The following is a 15927-nucleotide window of genomic DNA, read 5'->3' on the forward strand; positions in this document are numbered from 1 at the left end:
TCATGCGCCACCCCATGGTCGTGGCGGCGGTGCGACGCCGTGCCTGAGCGGCACGCTGGACGAGAATGAGGCGGAGACCGCACCGGTCGGCTGGGTCGATCTGGCGGACCTGCGGGCGCCTGCGCGGATTGCGGCGCTTGCGCGACACGTCGTGCTGCAGGGGGTGACGGCAGCACCGGCCCGAGCTGGACCGGGGCGTTGGGGTCGAGGCCTGCGGGCGCTATGCGGCGATGGTGCTGTTCGAGACCAAGAATCGCGTGCCGATGACGATCGAGCCAATGACGCGCGGTTGCGCGATCTGACGGGCGGGCGTGGCTACCCGGTCAGGCCGTGTTGCCGGCGATGCCTGCCGATCGGTGCCCGGCTTAGCGACCCGCCTTCCGGTCGCCGTCCGTCGCGGCACGAAGCGCTCCATATTCGGCACCGGTGTTCCACGTCGGCCAGGCGGATGCGTTCGCAACCTCGAGGCCGAGATCATAGGCGACGGTCGCCTCCTGGACGGTGCCCGCAAAGCTCCATGCCGGATCAAACGCGTCGCTCGGCTGGTGATAGCGCTTTGCATTGTAGTCGGCCACGATCGCTGCGCCCGTCGCCGTGCCACCGTTGACGAGATCGCGACCGGCACGGAAGGTGACGGCGGGCACGCCCCGCCGGGCGAAGGAAAATTGGTCGGATCGGAAGTACCAGCCGGCCTCGATCGCAGGTTCGTCGATGACGCTGAGCGCCTGGGCCCCGGCAATGCGGCGCAGATCGGCCTCGAGCGAAACGCGGCCACCGCCGATCAACTCGATGTCCTTTGCCGCGGGCAGCACCACGTGCGGATCGAGGTTGATAACCGCCGCGGTGGTGGCGAGGGGATAGACCGGGTGCGCGGCGTAATACTCGGACCCCAGCAGCCCTTTCTCTTCCGCGGTCCAGGCCGCAAAGACCACGCTACGCGCCGGCCGTGGCCCGCGCGCGAAAGCGCGGGCGACCTCGATCAACTCGGCTGTGCCCGTCGCATTGTCGACGGCGCCGTTTCGGATGCCGTCGCCCGCGACCGGGCCGTTCTGCCCGTTTGCGTCCCAATGCGCACCGTAGAGGACGGTTTCGTCCGGCCGACGTGTCCCGCGCACTCTACCGATGACATTATGGCTGACGATCGGCGTCGCCTTCAGGCTGCCCTGTGCTGCCACGCTGCCGTCGCCGAGCGGGAAGGCGCGGAACCTTGGGTCGCGCGCGCGTGCCTTGAGGGTCGCCAGATCGAGCCCTGCGTGGCTGAGCATCAGCGCAGCGACATCGCCGCGCAGCCAGCCCGACAGCCTGAAGCCAGGTGAGGGCGGGAGCGGTGCGATGACCATTGCCGGCAAAGCGTCGCCGCTTGCCACTTGCAGGAACGGATAGCTGGCGGCCGCATCCTCGTGGATCACGAGGACGCCGGCAGCGCCCGCCTTGGCAGCGGCTGCGAACTTCTCGCCCACGCGTCCTTCGAAGGCGAGCCGACGACCTTCGAAGCCGAGATCGCGGCCCGCCTCAAAGTCCGGGTCATTGGCCAGGACGACGGCGATCTTGCCGCGCATGTCGATGCCGGCATAGGCGTCCCAACCGAGCTTTGCGTTGACGACCCCGTAGCCCGCGAACACCAGCGGCGCATGTGCGAGCGTCGTTTCGCCAGGGTTGCGGAGCGACAAGGTCGCATCGCGACCGAGCGCCAGAGACCGGTGCCATTTCCCGACCGTCAGCGCGAGCGTCGCCCCGGCTTGTCGATCAAGCCTGATGAGCGGCACGTCTTGATACCAGCCGCCATGCTCACCCGCAGGTTCCAGTCCGGCTGCGGCGAATTGTCGGGCGATGTGGTCGATCGTCTTGTCTTCGCCAGCCTCGCCCGGTCCGCGACCCAGGAACGCATCGGACGACAGGGTCCGGACATCGGCTTTGATCCGGTCGGCCGAGATCGGGGTGACGACAGCGGCGGCGAGAGCGACGAGCGATATGAGCATGCTGGCATCTTGGGATGAGCCATGCCGTTCTGGCAACCATCATTCGATCTGCCATGCTGCGATCGGCTCGGCGAAACCCCTTTCGGCGCAAGTGCGCGGGGCGATCTATGCGCACGGGGCGCGCACCATCCGCACCGTGGAGGGCTCCGGCGCTCGCGTACTCCGCACCATTTTGCGGGATTGGCCGATCGGATTGGCGAGCGCGGTGACGCTGACCACTATAGCGGCGATGGCGATCGCGCGGCCGGTCGTGCGACCGGCCGCGCTGTCGCGATCAGCAACCGTTGCGATAGTTTTGCGAACGATCGTGCTTCTGGTCGAGGCTTTTGCCGAGCAGGCCGCCACCAACCGCGCCGAGGATGGTGCCAAGCGTCCCGCCGCCGAGCACCGAACCCAGCACCGCACCGCCAGCGCCCCCGGCGATCAGGCCGGTCGTGCCGCTCGACCGGCGGCAATCCTGGTAATTGCGGCGCGCATAGCCGCGATACACCCGGCCGTCGGTATAGCCGCCGGTATCGCTGCGCTGATACTGCCCGCGGTCGTAATCGTAATTGCGCTCGTATTGCGCACGATCATTGTAGCCGTAGCGCTGCGCCTGTGCTGGTGCTGCAACGGCCATTGGCAGGATCGCGGCAGCCGCAAGGGCGGTGAGTGCGAACTTTTGCTTCAACATCGTACGTCTCCTTTCAAGTGAAGAAGACGGTCTAGTGAGTCGCGCCCGAACCAATCCTGAACTCGCTTTGCAACGTCTGTTCATCTCGAAGACGAGCGAGCTCCAGCGCCGATGCCTCGCGGCCTCGAATGCGCGGGACTCTATTCCGGTAGAGGCGCCGAGCATCGGGCAAGCACGGACACAGCGCCGCGTTGACGCGCAGCCCCACCGACGGATCGGGCGATCGGTCAGCACCCGCGCGGTGTGCGTCGACGATGGCGTCGCCGCGCCCCTGTGGCACGGGATTGAGCGTCAAATACTGATCGTCGCGGGCAGCGCCGGCGTCCGCACTTTCGCCGCCCGCTTGTAGCGGGTGGCGGCCGTCTCGACGTTCGTGGTCCAACCCGCGGCAACGCAACCGCAGCGGCGCGGTCGCTCAGTCGATCCGCGCCGCCTGCGCGCGGATCTGCTCGATCAGCCAGCGGACGCCCGGATCGGCCACACGAGTCTCGTGGATCTGCACCAGTTCGCGGAGCGGCTCGAACGCGAAGGGCAGGGATCGATATTGGATATCGAAGCTCTTTGCGGAGATCCGCGCCAGCCGCTCGTGCATCAGGCTCAGCCGCGTCGTGCCGACCAGAAGGTACGGCACGACCGAGAACGATGCCGTCGACACTTCGATCACCCGCCGGTGCGCCAGCAGATCGAGCCGCCGGTCGCCGACGGTATAGCCGCGCGGACCGCCGATCGACACGGAGACATGGCCGTAGCGGAACACGTCCTCGGTCGTGATGTCGCCCGTGAAGATCGGGTGCTGTCCCCAGCCGGCGACCACATACGTCTCTTCACACAAGGGTTCGGTCGGAATACCCGCCACTGCGAATTCGACCGGCGTGATCAGCAAGTCGATCTCGGCATGGCGCAAGTGTTCGCCAGCAGTCTCGGACACCTGGATGAAGCTGAAGCGCAGATGCGGCGCGCGCGTTGCGAGATCTTCGAGCAGCGGTGCCATCACCGAGGCCAGGATATAATCGGAAACCATCAGGCGAAACAGGCGATCGGCCGTCGCCGGGTCGAACTGCGCCGACGTCGTGATGACGCCTTCGGCCTCGCGCAGGCATTGCCGGATCTTGGGAAGCAGCATTTCGGCAAAGGGAGTCGGATACATCCGTCGTCCCTTCACCAGCAGCAACGGGTCGCCGAAATAGTCGCGCAACCGCGCCAGCGCGGCGCTGGCGGCAGGCTGGCTGAGCCCCAGCCGCTCGCCCGCCAGCGCGGTATTGTGCGTTTCCATCAACGCCTCGAACGCGACGAAAAGGTTGAGATCGAGACCCTTGAACCGCACGTTGCATCCTCTCCTGATCTGCAGACGACAAATCGTACAAATCGTTTGCGAGAAAAACAATCAATTTGAGCAAAATGGCCTGACCAGTTAGACCAATCTTATAAGAAAATGGTCAAGACAGGAGAGGTCATGAAACTCAAAGCAGCACTTTTGCTTGCCGCGATGCCGCTGTTCGTAGCACCGGCCTATGCGCAAAATGCCACGTCGACGCCGCCGGCAGGCTCTGCCCCCGAAGCATCGGCGACCCCTTCCACGATCGCCAGCGCCGAAGCCGAGCAGAACGCGACGGCAGCCGGCGACATCATCGTCACCGCCCAGCGGCGCAGCGAAAGCCTGCAGCGCGTTCCGGTCAGCCTGACCGCCTTGTCGGCCGAGACGCTGACGTCGCGCAACCTCAACGATCTCACCCAGATCTCGCGCGCCGCACCGACACTGCAGGTCGGCATCGACAACACCTTCTCGGTTCGCGGCGTCGGCACGCTCGCCTTTGCCGGCACGATCGACAGCAGCGTCGCGACCGCGATCGACGAGGTCAATCTCGGTCGACCGATCCTCAATACGCCGCTGCTCAACGATCTGACGCGGGTCGAAGTGCTCAACGGGCCGCAGGGCCTGCTGTTCGGCAAGAATGCCTCGGCTGGATTGATCAACATCGTCACCGCGCGTCCGGTGCTTGGTGTCGTTTCCAGCGCGACCGACGTCGAATTCGCCTCGCGCGCCACGCCGGGCATCCGCCGCACGGCACCTGGCATCATCGCCCGCGAGACGCTCAACATCCCGGTCAGCGCGACCTCGGCGTTGCGCTTGAACATGCTCTATTCGTACCAGGAGCCCGGCACGACCTATGTCGGCACGCCGCGGAACGGCACCCGGCATGATCTCAACGCGCGCTCCTTCTCGCTCAAGGGCAAGTATTTCTGGCAAGCGACCGACGCGTTGTCCTTCTATCTGATCGGCGATTATAACGAGAGCCACGGCATCGCGGGGATAGCCGACGTCACCTATCGTCAGGTCTCGCCGACCAGCCTCAACAATGGGCCGCTCGCCGCCGACGGAATCGTCGCGGGTCCGAACAATCTGAAATTCGGTGGCGATGGCGACCAGTATCGCGATCTCGCGACGGGTGGCGCGCAGGCCAAGGCGACCTACAGCTTCGCCAGCGGCTGGGAATTGAGCAATTTGTTTGCGTGGCGGTATTATAAGCAGGACCAGAATTTCGACACCGATTACCTGTCGGCGAACGGGCTTAACCGCAACGAATCGCACGCGAAATATAATCAATATTCGAACGAACTGCGGCTCGCATTGCCGTCCTCGGGTCGGCTGAGCGGCCAGGCTGGCCTGTATTATTTCCAGTCTGATCTCAGCCTTCGCCGCAACCTCGGCGGCAACAGCTACACGCCCGACTTCGTCGCCGCGGGTTCGCCGTTCTGCGTCGGCGCGATCGTCGGCACGACTCCGCGCTGCACCGTCAGCAACGTGTCGCAGATCGGCAGCGACGCCAATTACGTGCTGCGGACCAAGAGCTATGCGGCATTCGGGCAGTTGACCTATACGATCGCCACCGGGTTGACCGCGTTTGCCGGCGGGCGTGTGACTCGCGACGATATCGACTTCACCACCGCGCAAAACCAGCTCAACTATTACTCCGCACTGGGCGGTCCGCGCGGGACGTTCTCCGCGAGCTATGGCAACACCGATTTCAGCTGGAAGGCGGGCGCGCAGTACCAGGCGACCCCGACGATCATAGCCTATGGCTTTTACGGGCGCGGCTATAAGGGGCCGGGTTTCAACGATTCCTTCCCGACCGCGACCTCGAACGTCATCGTGCGGGGCGAGACGTCGAACACCGGCGAGATCGGCGTGAAGACGAGCTTCCTCGACCGTCGTCTGACCGTCAACGTCTCGGCATTCTACACCAAGTTCAACAATTTCCAGGTCCAGGCGTTCAATCCCGTGACGGTGTCGTTCCTGGTCCAGAATGCGGCGAAGGTGAAGTCGAAGGGGGTCGAAGTGGCGGTCGGGCTGCGTCCGTTCGCCGGATTCAGCATCAACGAGAGCGCGTCGTTCCTGTCGTCCAAGTTCGACAGTTTTGCCGGCGCACAATGCTATCCCACGCAGACCACGCGCGGCTGCTCCGCGACGGTCCAGACCTTCGATGCGTCGGGCCTTCGCCTCCCCGCGGCGCCGGCCTTCACCTCGAGCTTCCAGGCGATGTACGAAGTGCCGACCGAAGGGCCGGTGGCACCCTTCATCGAAGGCAATTGGTATCACCGCTCGAGCATCAACTACGTCGTGAGCCAGGCACCCGGTGCAACGTTCAACGCGGTCGATATCTTCGGAGCAAGTGTCGGTGCGAAGGTCGGCAAGGCGCTGCGCATCGCGCTGTTCTGCAAGAATTGCACGAACAAGATCACGCCGACCGCGATCGGCGTGGATTCGGGCGACGCCAATGCCCGCAATGCGCGCGGACAGGCGACGCCGATGTTGTCCTACACCCAGCAATTCGGGCTCGATTCGGTTCGGACGATCGGTCTGTCTGCGCAGTTTCGGTTCTAACGCGGGACGGGCAGGGGGCAGCGCCCTCTGCCCAACCTATCAATTATATTGATAGAACAGGATCAATATAAGTAGATTTACATATACGTTCAGCCCGATATGGTCGCGGCGAGGAGAGAGAAAAATGATCGCGTCGAAGCCTAAAACGGCCCGTAGTTGCTGATGGAAAACGCCACTATTTTGATCGTCGGTGGCGGTATCGGCGGCCTCACGGCGGCGATCGCGCTGCGCAAGCGCGGTTTTGCGGTCGATCTCGTCGAGCGCGATCCGACGTGGTCGGTTTACGGTGTCGGAATCATCCAGCAGGCCAATGTGCTGCGCGCGGTCGACGCGCTCGGGATCCTGCAGGATTATATCGGCGCGGGCTTTCCGTTCGACAGCGTCGACATCTACCTCCCCAACGGCCGCCATGCCGCGACCATTCCAAGCCACAAATTGGTCGATGGCCAGCCCGCCAATCTCGGGATCGGGAGGCGCGCGCTGCACGATGTGCTCGGCAAGCGCGCGATCGAGGCTGGCACCACGATCCGACTTGGCGTTACGCCCGAGCGACTCGATGATGACGGTGCCGGTGTCACCGCCTATTTCTCCGACGGGACAAACGCACGCTACGATCTCGTAATTGGTGCGGACGGCGTCTACTCGCAGACGCGCGCCGCACTGTTTCCCGATGCGCCAGCCCCGCTTTTCACCGGCCAAGGCGTGTGGCGCTACAATTTCCCGCGCCCTGCCGAGGTCACCAGCCTGCACGCCTTTCAGGGGCCGCTCGGGATCGGGCTGGTCCCGCTGTCCGACGACCTGATGTACATGTTCGTGACGACGCCCGAGCCCGATAACCGGCGCTACGAGCGGAGCGAACTCGCCAGTGCGATGCGCGACAAGCTTTCTGGCGCATCGCCCGAGATCGCGGCGCTGGCAGCGCAGATCACCGACGACGATGGCGTGGTCTATCGTCCGCTCGAATGGTTGCTGGTTGAGGGGCCGTGGCACAAGGGGCGGGTCGTCCTGCTCGGCGACGCGGTCCACGCGACGACGCCGCATCTCGGCCAGGGCGCCGGCATGGCGATCGAGGATTCGCTCGTGCTCGCCGAGGAACTGTCGCGCGCTGCCGATCCGGAGACGGCGTTTGCCGCATATCGCGCGCGGCGGTTTGACCGCTGTGCCTACATTGTGCGCGCGTCGATCGCGATTTGTGACGGGCAGCTGGGTCGTGGGCCGATGGTCGACCAGGCGGCGGCCACTTTCGAAATGTTTCAACTGACGGCGCAACCGATCTGAGTGTGCCGCTCTGCGTGAGGATATGACTATGAGCCGTGTTACCGAGATCCGCTATGTCGGATATGGCGTCGTCGACTTGCCGGCCGAGCGCGAATTCTACACCGAAAAATGGGGCCTCAAGACCGTCGCCGAGCAGGACGGGATGACCTATCTCGCCACGCATGGCGACGAGGAGCTGTACGTCGTGCGGCTGCGCGAAGCCGAGGACAATCGCATCGACGTGATCGCGCTCGCGACCGAGACCGATGCCGATGTCGCAGCGCTCCACCAGCGCGTCGTCGACGCTGGCTGCAAGATCATCTTCGCGCCCAAGACGCTCGAGAGCTTCGGCGGCGGCTATGGCTTCCGCTTCTTCTCGCCCGATGGTCTGCCGTTCGAAGTGTCGGCGGGCGTCGCGCGTGGCGACAAGCGCGATATCGTCAAATGGGAAGGCATCCCGCGCAACATCAGCCACATCGTGCTGCATTCGCCCGACCATAAGGCGGCGGTGCAGTTCTTCATCGACGTGCTCGGCTTCAAGCTCAGCGACTGGCTCGGCGATTTCATGGCGTTCCTGCGCTGCAACAGCTGCCATCACCGGCTCGCCTTCCTGCCGGGGCCGCCGTGCCTCAACCACGTCGCCTATGAGGTCGCGTCGATCGACGACATGATGCGCGGCGTTTCGCGGCTGCGGAAGAAGGACGTCGACATCAAGTGGGGGCCAGGCCGCCACACTGCGGGGAACAACACCTTCAGCTATTTCACCACGCCCAACGGCTTCGCGGTCGAATATACCGCCGAGGTCGAGGCGGTCGATTTCGAGACGCACCAAGCGACGGTGCACGAGGCTGGGCCGAATACGATGGACCAGTGGGGCACCGGCATCGGTGGCCCGCAGACGATGCCAAAGCCTGCACCCGACAAGGGTCTCTTCCAGCCAGTGGCAGTCTGAACCATGGCACTTTTCCAATATTTCCCGAACTATGTCTGGAACCTGTCGCTCGCGATCGCGCTCGAGAGCGGCGCCAAGATTGGCGAGATCGTCGACATGTGCGCCCCGTTGCTCGATGCGGCCGAACGCGGCGAGGATGCCGGCACGCCCGCCTTCATGGCGCAGTGGGTGGCGATGGCCGAGCGGCTGAGCGGCCTCGCCGACGAAGACGAGGCGCGTGGGCGGCTCTTCTCGGCGGGCGAGAAGCTCAAGCGCGCGAGCCTCTATTTCGCGGTGGCCGAGCGGATGCAGGGGCACGGGCATCCCGGCAAGGCCGAGACCTATGCGCGCCAGCTCGACAGCTTCGAGAAGGGCACGCGCTTCGCCGGGGAATCGGCCGAGCGCGTCGAGATCGCGTACGAGGGCAAGACCTTGTCGGCGATCTGGACTCGCGCGCCGGGTGCCGCGAACGGGCCGACGGTGATCTATTGCAACGGCCTCGACAGCACCAAGGAGCTCCTCTATTTTTCGGGGCTGCCGCAGGCGCTGGCCAAACGCGGCATCTCGACGCTGAGCGTCGACCAGCCCGGCACCGGCGAAGCGTTGCGGCTGCAGAGCCTTCCAGCAACGCATGAGAGCGAGCGCTGGGCGTCGGCCTGGGTCGACTGGCTCGAGACGCAGCCCGAGGTCGACCCCAAGCGGATCGGCATGACCGGCATTTCGCTCGGCGGTTATTACACGCCGCGCGCCGTCGCGTTCGAGCCGCGCTTTGCCGCGGGCGCGGTGTGGGGCGCCAATCACGACTGGGCCGAGGTCCAGCAGAAGCGCCTGCGCCGCGAAGGCGAGAATCCCGTGCCGCATTATTGGGGGCATGTGCACTGGGTGTTCGGCGCGAGCGACATGGACGATTTCCTCGAGAAATCGAAGGGCATGACGCTCGACGGCGTGATGGAGCGGATCAAGGTGCCGTTCCTCGTCACGCACGGCGAGAAGGACCGCCAGATCGGGCTCGAATATGCCCACAAGAGCTACGACCAGCTGACCAACGCCGCCAAGCGCGAGCTCAAGATCTTCACCGAGCGCGAAGGCGGGGTCGAGCATGTCGGCGCCGATAATATGGCGTTCGGCAAGGATTATATCGCCGATTGGTTCGCCGATACGTTGGGAGGTAAGCTCGGATGACACGCCGCTTCGTCGATCTGTCGATCACGCTCGACAATGATGTCATCACCGATCCGCCCTTCATGCGGCCGGAGATCACCTACGAGACGCATGACGAGACGACCGCGGGGATGCAGGTCTTCTTCCCGGGCCTGACGTCGGAGCAGTTGCGCGGCGGCAAGGGGTTTGCCGCTGCGGAAACGGTCAAGATGACGACGCACAACGGCACGCATCTCGACGCGCCATGGCATTTTCATCCGACGATGAACGGCGGCGAGCGCGCGATCACGATCGACGAAGTGCCGCTCGACTGGTGCTTCCGTCCGGGCGTCAAGCTCGACTTCCGTCATTTCGAGGACGGCTATGTCGCGACCGCGGCGGATGTCGAGGCCGAGCTCAAGCGCATCGGGCACGACCTGCAACCGCTCGACATCGTGCTTGTCAACACCGCCGCAGGCGCGGCGCTGGGGCAGCCCGATTATGTCAGCAAGGGCTGCGGCATGGGCTATGAAGCAACGATGTACCTCACCTCGCGCGGTGTGCGCGTGACCGGCACCGATGCCTGGTCGTGGGATGCGCCGTTCGTCCACACCGCAAAGCGCGTCGCCGAGACGGGCGATACCTCGCTGATCTGGGAAGGCCATAAGGCGGGCGCGGACATCGGCTATTGCCATCTCGAGAAACTCCACAATCTCGAGGCGTTGCCCGCGACCGGCTACACCGTGTCGTGTTTCCCGCACAAGGTGAAGGCCGGCTCGGCCGGCTGGACCCGCGCGGTCGCGATCTTCGAAGACTGACCGGGCGGCTCCTACCAACACAGGATTGTTTTCGATGAAGCTCGCCACGCTTGCCAATGGGCGGCCCGACGGTCGCCTCGTGATCGTCTCGCCCGATGGCGAGCGTTATGCCGGTGCCGAGGCGATCGCGCCGACGCTGCAGGATGCGCTCGAACGTTGGGACGCGGTCGAGCCGGCGCTGCGGGCGCTTGCCGATGAGCTTGCCGCGGGCGGGGGTGACCCGCTGGCCGGCGAAGCGCTCGAGGCACCGTTGCCGCGCGCGTGGCAGTGGCTCGATGGGTCGGCTTTCCCGAACCACGGCGTGCTGATGCAGCGCGCGTACAACGCACCGCCGATCGAGACCGAGCTGCCGCTGATGTACCAGGGCATGTCGCACTGCTTCCTCGCGCCGACCGCCGACGTGCCGCTGCCGGATGAAGCGCATGGCATCGATTTCGAGGGCGAGTTCGGCGTTATCACCGCCGCCGTGCCGATGGGCACGAGCGCCGCGGATGCCGCCGCGCTGATCCGGCTGGTGGTGCAGATCAACGACTGGTCGCTGCGCACGCTGGCTGGCCCCGAGATGAAGACCGGGTTCGGGTGGGTCCAGGCCAAGCCTGCCTGCAGCATGGCGCCCGTCGCGGTGACACCCGACGCGCTGGGCGCGGCATGGGCGGAGGGGCGCGTGTGTCTTCCGCTCGAGGTGCAATGGAACGGGGAGCCCTTCGGTCGCGCGCGCGGCGACGCGATGGCGGTGAGCTTTCCCGAGCTGGTCGCGCACGCCGCGCGCACGCGCGCGCTGCCGGCGGGGACGATCATCGGATCGGGGACGGTCGCCAATGTCGACTATCGCGAGGTCGGATCGTCGTGCATCGCCGAGCGTCGCGCGATCGAGATGATCGAGCAGGGCGCCCCGGTGACCGGCTTCATGCGCTTCGGCGACCGGGTGCGAATGGAAGCCCGCGGCGTCGATGGCGCACCGCTGTTCGGCGTGATAGACCAGCGCGTGGTCAAGGGCTGAGGCCCTAGCTTATCGAACCATGATTTCCGCTCGCGGAAATATCCGCAGCGTCACCACAGCCGCGCTTCCCCGGCGAAGGCCGGGGCCCAGTCGTGGCCGGCTGATGGCAGCGGCAGTGCCCGAAGACGACCACCTTCGCGACTGGACCCCGGCCTTCGCCGGGGAAGCGCCCAACTAGATGCGAGCAAAGCCCCGCAATCGTCGGGCGCCCCGCACCAGCGGGGCACCAGACGCGGCCCTCAGAACTTCACCCCGGCTCGCACGCCGAAGGTCCGCGGCGGGCGGAGCGCGCCGGCGTAATAGGACGTGAACGGCACCGGGCTCGCGAGCGCCAGCACGGTCTTGTCGAACGCATTGTTGACGAACAGCCCGATCGAATAGCGGCTCCCCGGCGCGGTGTAGGTGACCTGTGCGTCGGCGGTCCAATACGCGTTCTGATACTCGACCTGCGTGAACTCGAGGCCGGTCAGCGTACGGCTCTGGTAATGCGCGCGGACGTTGCCGACGATCTTCCCGTCGTTCGCCAGCCTTACCGTCTGCTCGGCACCGAGGTTGATCGTCCACTCAGGCGCGTTGGGCGGGCGGCGGCCCGAGCAATCGATGACATAGGTCGCGCCCGGCGTCCCGCGCGTGGCGCAAGCCGTGCCATTGTCGCGCCCGCCATTGTTGTTGGGCGCGCTGTAGACGAACGAATCGTAGCGCGCGTCGAGATATTGCGCGTCGGCGGTCAGCTGCGTCGAGCGCGTGACGAGCAGGCGCCCTTCGACCTCGACCCCCTTGAAGGTCGCCTGGCCGACATTCTCGGTCGCGAGGATCTGGCTGCCCGACGAGTCGGCGACGACATGGCTGATCTGCTGGTCGTGGTAGCGCCAGTAGAACGCCTCGAGGTTGAGCTGGAGGCGATTGTCGAAGAAGCGGTTCTTCGACCCCAGCGTCCAGGCGCCGATCCGCTCGGGGCGGAACACGCCGCGATCGACCGTCTGGAAGAAGCCGCCCGACTTGAAGCCGGTCTCGTAGCTCGCATAGACCAGGTTGCGCGGCGTGATTTCCCAGTCCGCCGCCGCGCGATAGGTGATGCGATCGAACGAGGCGCGCTTGGCCTTCAATCCCTGATAGGTGCCGGCCGCGAGCGTGGTGATCGTACCATCGATGAACGGGTTGAAATTGGGCGTCGGCACGACCGACGGGATCGCCGTCGACACCGCGATCGGCTGCGCGGTCGGGCAGCCCGCGACATAGGTCGGGAAGAAGCTGCTCGGACGCGTGCAGAGCCGCAGCGCCGCTGTGGTAAAGCCATCGAGCGACTTGTCCTCGGTGGTGTAGCGCGCGCCCGCGGTGACGCGGAACGTCGGCGCGATCGCATAGGTCAGCCGCCCGAACACCGCCATGCTCTTGGTGCGCTGGTCGGCGACGTTCGAGTTCACGCTCGCTTGCTGGTTGATATAGCTGCCGGGGACGTGGTTGCTCTCGTCATAGTAGAACAGCCCGGCGATGTAGCGCAGCGGATGCGTCTCGTCCGACGCGATCCGCGCCTCGAGGCTGGTCTGCTTGTCCTTCTCGACCTGGCGTATGTAGAACCCCGGCGAGTAGGACAGATAATCGAGCTTGCCCTCGCGATAGGCCGGGATGACGGTGATCGTGCCGGCGGGCGTGTTGAGCTCGATCGTCGACGACACGCCCCAATAGCTGTTGTTGAGGAACTGCGGCGTCGTCTGCGCGACCATCGTGCGGCCCAGCACCTGATCAACCTGTCCGTTGACGAACGCCTGGCCCGCGGGCGAGAAGAAACCGTCGCGATTGTCGGGGTTGAGCCCGAGCGGAGTCGCGCCGGTGCCGCGGCCGCGCTGGCGGAAATAATCGGCGGTGAGGTTGATCGACAGCGTGTTGGTCGGACGCAGCCGGAGCGAAACGCGGCCACCGCCGTCCTTCTGATTGTCGGTGCCGTCCTTCATATAGGCGTCGTGGCGGACATAGATGCCCGCGGCGCGCAGCGCGACATTCTCGCCGAGCGGAACGTTGACCGCGGCATCGAGCCGCAGCGCGTTGTAATTGCCGTATTCGACATTGCCCTCGGCGCTTGCTTTGTCGAAATCGGGGCGCTTGGGGATGACGTTGATCGCGCCGCCGGTGGCGTTGCGGCCGTAGAGCGTGCCCTGTGGGCCCTTGACCACTTCGACCCGCTCGAGATCGTAGAAGAAGCCCGTGGTCGAGCTCGGGCGGCCGACATAGACGCCGTTGAAATTGAACGCGACCGCCGAATCCGACAGCGCGTTGCCGTTGAAATTGCCGACGCCGCGCAGATAGAACAGCGCGTACGGGCCCGCCGCGGGCGCGACCTGGAGCGATGGGACGACCGAGGTCAGCTCGGTCGGGCGCGTGATGCCGGCGCTGGCGAGCGTGTCGCCCGACACGGCGCTGATCGCGACCGCGGCGCGCTGCAGATTTTCCGAGCGGCGCTGCGCGGTGACGATGATGTCCTGCAACCCGGCTTCGGCGGGGGCGCTCGCTTGCGTCTTGGCGGGGGGCGGGGATGACACCTGGGCCTGTGCTGCCGTCGCGCTGCCCAGCAGGGCGCACCGCAAGATCCATCGCGCTGTTCTCATGCTTTCTCTCCTTTTGGGCCGTTCTTCCGACAACCGTCCTCAAAGGATATGCGACTTTGTGCGATTTGAATAACTGCTTATAATAATCGCGATCGATCAGCCCTGGTAATTATCGGAGGCTGCCGCACGTACAAATCCTGTGTATTCGCGGGCCCTTATCGAAAACGCGCGGCGCGACGCGGGCGGCGCAGCCTATCGCGCTTTGCGTGTCACGCAGACGTGGTCGCGGCAGGCGTTTCCAGCAGCGAACGCGCCGTCCGACCAATACTCCCGTTAGGCGGCTGCGGTTGCCAGGTCCGCTCCGTCGTCCGTTATGTCGAGCCCTTCGCCATTGTCGGGGCGCAGAACGAGGTGGCCGATCGCGGTATTGCTGCACGGCACGTGATAGTGGCGGTGCAACGCGCGCGTGCGCTTGCCGAGCGCACCGCGCATCACCAGCCACATCACCATTTCGATCCCCTCGGACCCCGTCTCGCGCAGATATTCGAGGTGCGGGATCCGCCGCAGATCGTCGCCTTCGCCCGTCAGCCCGTCGAGGAAGCGATTGTCCCATTCGCGGTTGATCAGGCCGGCGCGAGGGCCCTGCAACTGGTGGCTCATCCCGCCGGTGCCCCAGATCTGGACGTTGAGATCCTCGCCATAACTTTCGACCGCACGGCGGATCGCCTCGCCCAGCGCCCAGCAGCGGTTGCCCGAGGGGGGCGGGTAGGTGACGACATTGACCGCGAGCGGGATGACCTTGGTCGGCCATGCCACGGGCTTGCCGTACATCATCGTCAGCGGGACGGTGAGGCCGTGGTCGACATCCATCTCGTTGATGATCGTCATGTCGAACTCGTCGAGCACGAGGCTCTGCGCGATGTGCCAGGCGAGATCGGGATGCCCCTCGACATCGGGCACCGGGCGCGCGCCCCAGCCTTCGTCGGCCGAGGCATAACGCTCGCCGCAGCCGATCGCGAAGGTCGGGATGATCTTCATGTCGAACGCCGAGGCGTGGTCGTTATAGATCAGGATCACGACGTCGGGCTTCTCGGCCTGCTGCCACGCGCGCGTCCAGTCATAGCCAGCGAAGATCGGGCCGAAATAGGCGTCGCGATCCTTGCCTTGGTCGGATGCGACGCCGAGCAGCGGCACGTGGCTGGTGGCAATGCCTGCGGTGATGCGCGCCATGTCAGTTCGTCTCCGTCGGGGCGGTCTCGTCGCCCGAATTTGCCTTGATGCTGCGATTGCCGACCGGCGAGCGCCCGCCCGCGAGCATCATCTTGGTATAGTCCTCGAAATTGAGGTCGGTCATCGACGACACCGCCTGGGCGAAGCCGATGCCGTCGGTCGCGAACACCTTGGCGAGGAAATAGACGTTGCCGCCCAAATCGAGCAGCCGGTTGTAATCGCGCTTGAGCAGCGCGTCCTTCTGCTCGGGCGTGATGTTCCAGGCATCGAGATAGGCGCTCTCGTCGGCGCGGAAGCGCGCGCGGTTCTCGTCCTTCATCAGGCTCATCGCGCACTGGTTGAGGTTATAGCCCTGGCGGGCGCGCCGTGCGGTGAAGACGCGCGTGCCCGGAATATCCTCGAACTCGGCGAGATAGGCGTGGATGTCGCCGCTGGGCGGCACGGGTGCGGTCATCGTCAACGCTCCTTGAATG

12 protein-coding genes are annotated in these 15927 nt (G+C 65.3%); 6 read left to right on the forward strand and 6 right to left on the reverse strand.

Features of this window, described 5'->3' with window-relative positions; all coding sequences use genetic code 11:
• Window positions 1–365: 365 nt before the first annotated feature.
• The 3 genes from E2E30_RS05445 to E2E30_RS05455 all read right to left on the reverse strand — a co-directional run bounded on the left by E2E30_RS05445 (window position 366) and on the right by E2E30_RS05455 (window position 3976).
• Window positions 366–1979 carry a M28 family peptidase gene (locus E2E30_RS05445; RefSeq protein ID WP_133187952.1) on the reverse strand — a complete coding sequence of 538 codons (1614 nt, stop codon included), beginning with the start codon at window positions 1977–1979 and terminating at the stop codon, window positions 366–368.
• A 274-nt stretch (window positions 1980–2253) separates the two neighbouring features.
• The gene (locus tag E2E30_RS05450; RefSeq protein WP_133187954.1) at window positions 2254–2652 is read right to left on the reverse strand and encodes a hypothetical protein; all 399 of its coding nucleotides are present in this window, start codon (window positions 2650–2652) and stop codon (window positions 2254–2256) included.
• Window positions 2653–3067: 415 nt separating this feature from the next.
• Complete coding sequence (locus tag E2E30_RS05455) at window positions 3068–3976, reverse strand: LysR family transcriptional regulator (RefSeq protein ID WP_133187956.1); 909 nt, start codon at window positions 3974–3976, stop codon at window positions 3068–3070.
• Window positions 3977–4105: 129 nt separating this feature from the next.
• Here E2E30_RS05455 and E2E30_RS05460 point away from each other — a divergent pair, with 129 nt between their 5' ends.
• The 6 genes from E2E30_RS05460 (at window position 4106) to E2E30_RS05485 (ending at window position 11681) form a co-directional block, all read left to right on the forward strand.
• A complete protein-coding gene (locus E2E30_RS05460) occupies window positions 4106–6535 on the forward strand; it encodes a TonB-dependent receptor (protein WP_240699047.1) in 2430 nt (809 codons plus the stop codon).
• Window positions 6536–6697: 162 nt separating this feature from the next.
• Window positions 6698–7813 carry an FAD-dependent oxidoreductase gene (locus E2E30_RS05465; protein WP_133187958.1) on the forward strand — a complete coding sequence of 372 codons (1116 nt, stop codon included), beginning with the start codon at window positions 6698–6700 and terminating at the stop codon, window positions 7811–7813.
• Window positions 7814–7841: 28 nt separating this feature from the next.
• On the forward strand, window positions 7842–8744 hold the full coding sequence (locus E2E30_RS05470; protein WP_133187960.1) for a VOC family protein: 903 nt from the start codon (window positions 7842–7844) through the stop codon (window positions 8742–8744).
• Window positions 8745–8747: 3 nt separating this feature from the next.
• Window positions 8748–9905 (forward strand): alpha/beta hydrolase family protein, encoded by a 1158-nt coding sequence (locus tag E2E30_RS05475; RefSeq protein WP_133187962.1) that lies wholly within the window; start codon window positions 8748–8750, stop codon window positions 9903–9905.
• Entirely contained in the window at window positions 9902–10681 is a 780-nt protein-coding gene (locus E2E30_RS05480; protein WP_133187964.1) for a cyclase family protein, read from the forward strand. Before E2E30_RS05475 ends, E2E30_RS05480 begins: the two co-directional genes overlap by 4 nt.
• Before the next feature lie 34 nt (window positions 10682–10715).
• Window positions 10716–11681, forward strand: a complete 966-nt coding sequence (locus tag E2E30_RS05485; protein WP_133187966.1) for a fumarylacetoacetate hydrolase family protein — start codon at window positions 10716–10718, stop codon at window positions 11679–11681.
• Between the two features lie 239 nt (window positions 11682–11920).
• Here the strand turns inward: E2E30_RS05485 and E2E30_RS05490 are convergent, their stop codons facing one another.
• The 3 genes from E2E30_RS05490 to ligA form a co-directional block, all read right to left on the reverse strand.
• A complete protein-coding gene (locus E2E30_RS05490) occupies window positions 11921–14284 on the reverse strand; it encodes a TonB-dependent receptor (protein WP_133187968.1) in 2364 nt (787 codons plus the stop codon).
• Window positions 14285–14557: 273 nt separating this feature from the next.
• A complete protein-coding gene (locus E2E30_RS05495) occupies window positions 14558–15454 on the reverse strand; it encodes a class III extradiol dioxygenase subunit beta (RefSeq protein WP_133187970.1) in 897 nt (298 codons plus the stop codon).
• Window position 15455: 1 nt separating this feature from the next.
• Window positions 15456–15908 carry a protocatechuate 4,5-dioxygenase subunit alpha gene (gene ligA, locus E2E30_RS05500; protein WP_133187972.1) on the reverse strand — a complete coding sequence of 151 codons (453 nt, stop codon included), beginning with the start codon at window positions 15906–15908 and terminating at the stop codon, window positions 15456–15458.
• Window positions 15909–15927: the final 19 nt, after the last annotated feature.

Source organism: Sphingomonas sp. AAP5, assembly GCF_004354345.1.
Lineage (GTDB): Bacteria > Pseudomonadota > Alphaproteobacteria > Sphingomonadales > Sphingomonadaceae > Sphingomonas > Sphingomonas glacialis.

What these genes read in the sequence shown, in the direction of transcription:
- E2E30_RS05445 (WP_133187952.1), bottom strand. Translation starts at nt 1,979, where the DNA reads ATGCTCATATCGCTCGTCGCTCTCGCCGCCGCTGTCGTCACCCCGATC.
- E2E30_RS05450 (WP_133187954.1), bottom strand. Translation starts at nt 2,652, where the DNA reads ATGTTGAAGCAAAAGTTCGCACTCACCGCCCTTGCGGCTGCCGCGATC.
- E2E30_RS05460 (WP_240699047.1), top strand. Translation starts at nt 4,106, where the DNA reads ATGAAACTCAAAGCAGCACTTTTGCTTGCCGCGATGCCGCTGTTCGTA.
- E2E30_RS05465 (WP_133187958.1), top strand. Translation starts at nt 6,698, where the DNA reads ATGGAAAACGCCACTATTTTGATCGTCGGTGGCGGTATCGGCGGCCTC.
- E2E30_RS05470 (WP_133187960.1), top strand. Translation starts at nt 7,842, where the DNA reads ATGAGCCGTGTTACCGAGATCCGCTATGTCGGATATGGCGTCGTCGAC.
- E2E30_RS05475 (WP_133187962.1), top strand. Translation starts at nt 8,748, where the DNA reads ATGGCACTTTTCCAATATTTCCCGAACTATGTCTGGAACCTGTCGCTC.
- E2E30_RS05480 (WP_133187964.1), top strand. Translation starts at nt 9,902, where the DNA reads ATGACACGCCGCTTCGTCGATCTGTCGATCACGCTCGACAATGATGTC.
- E2E30_RS05485 (WP_133187966.1), top strand. Translation starts at nt 10,716, where the DNA reads ATGAAGCTCGCCACGCTTGCCAATGGGCGGCCCGACGGTCGCCTCGTG.
- E2E30_RS05490 (WP_133187968.1), bottom strand. Translation starts at nt 14,284, where the DNA reads ATGAGAACAGCGCGATGGATCTTGCGGTGCGCCCTGCTGGGCAGCGCG.
- E2E30_RS05495 (WP_133187970.1), bottom strand. Translation starts at nt 15,454, where the DNA reads ATGGCGCGCATCACCGCAGGCATTGCCACCAGCCACGTGCCGCTGCTC.
- ligA (WP_133187972.1), bottom strand. Translation starts at nt 15,908, where the DNA reads ATGACCGCACCCGTGCCGCCCAGCGGCGACATCCACGCCTATCTCGCC.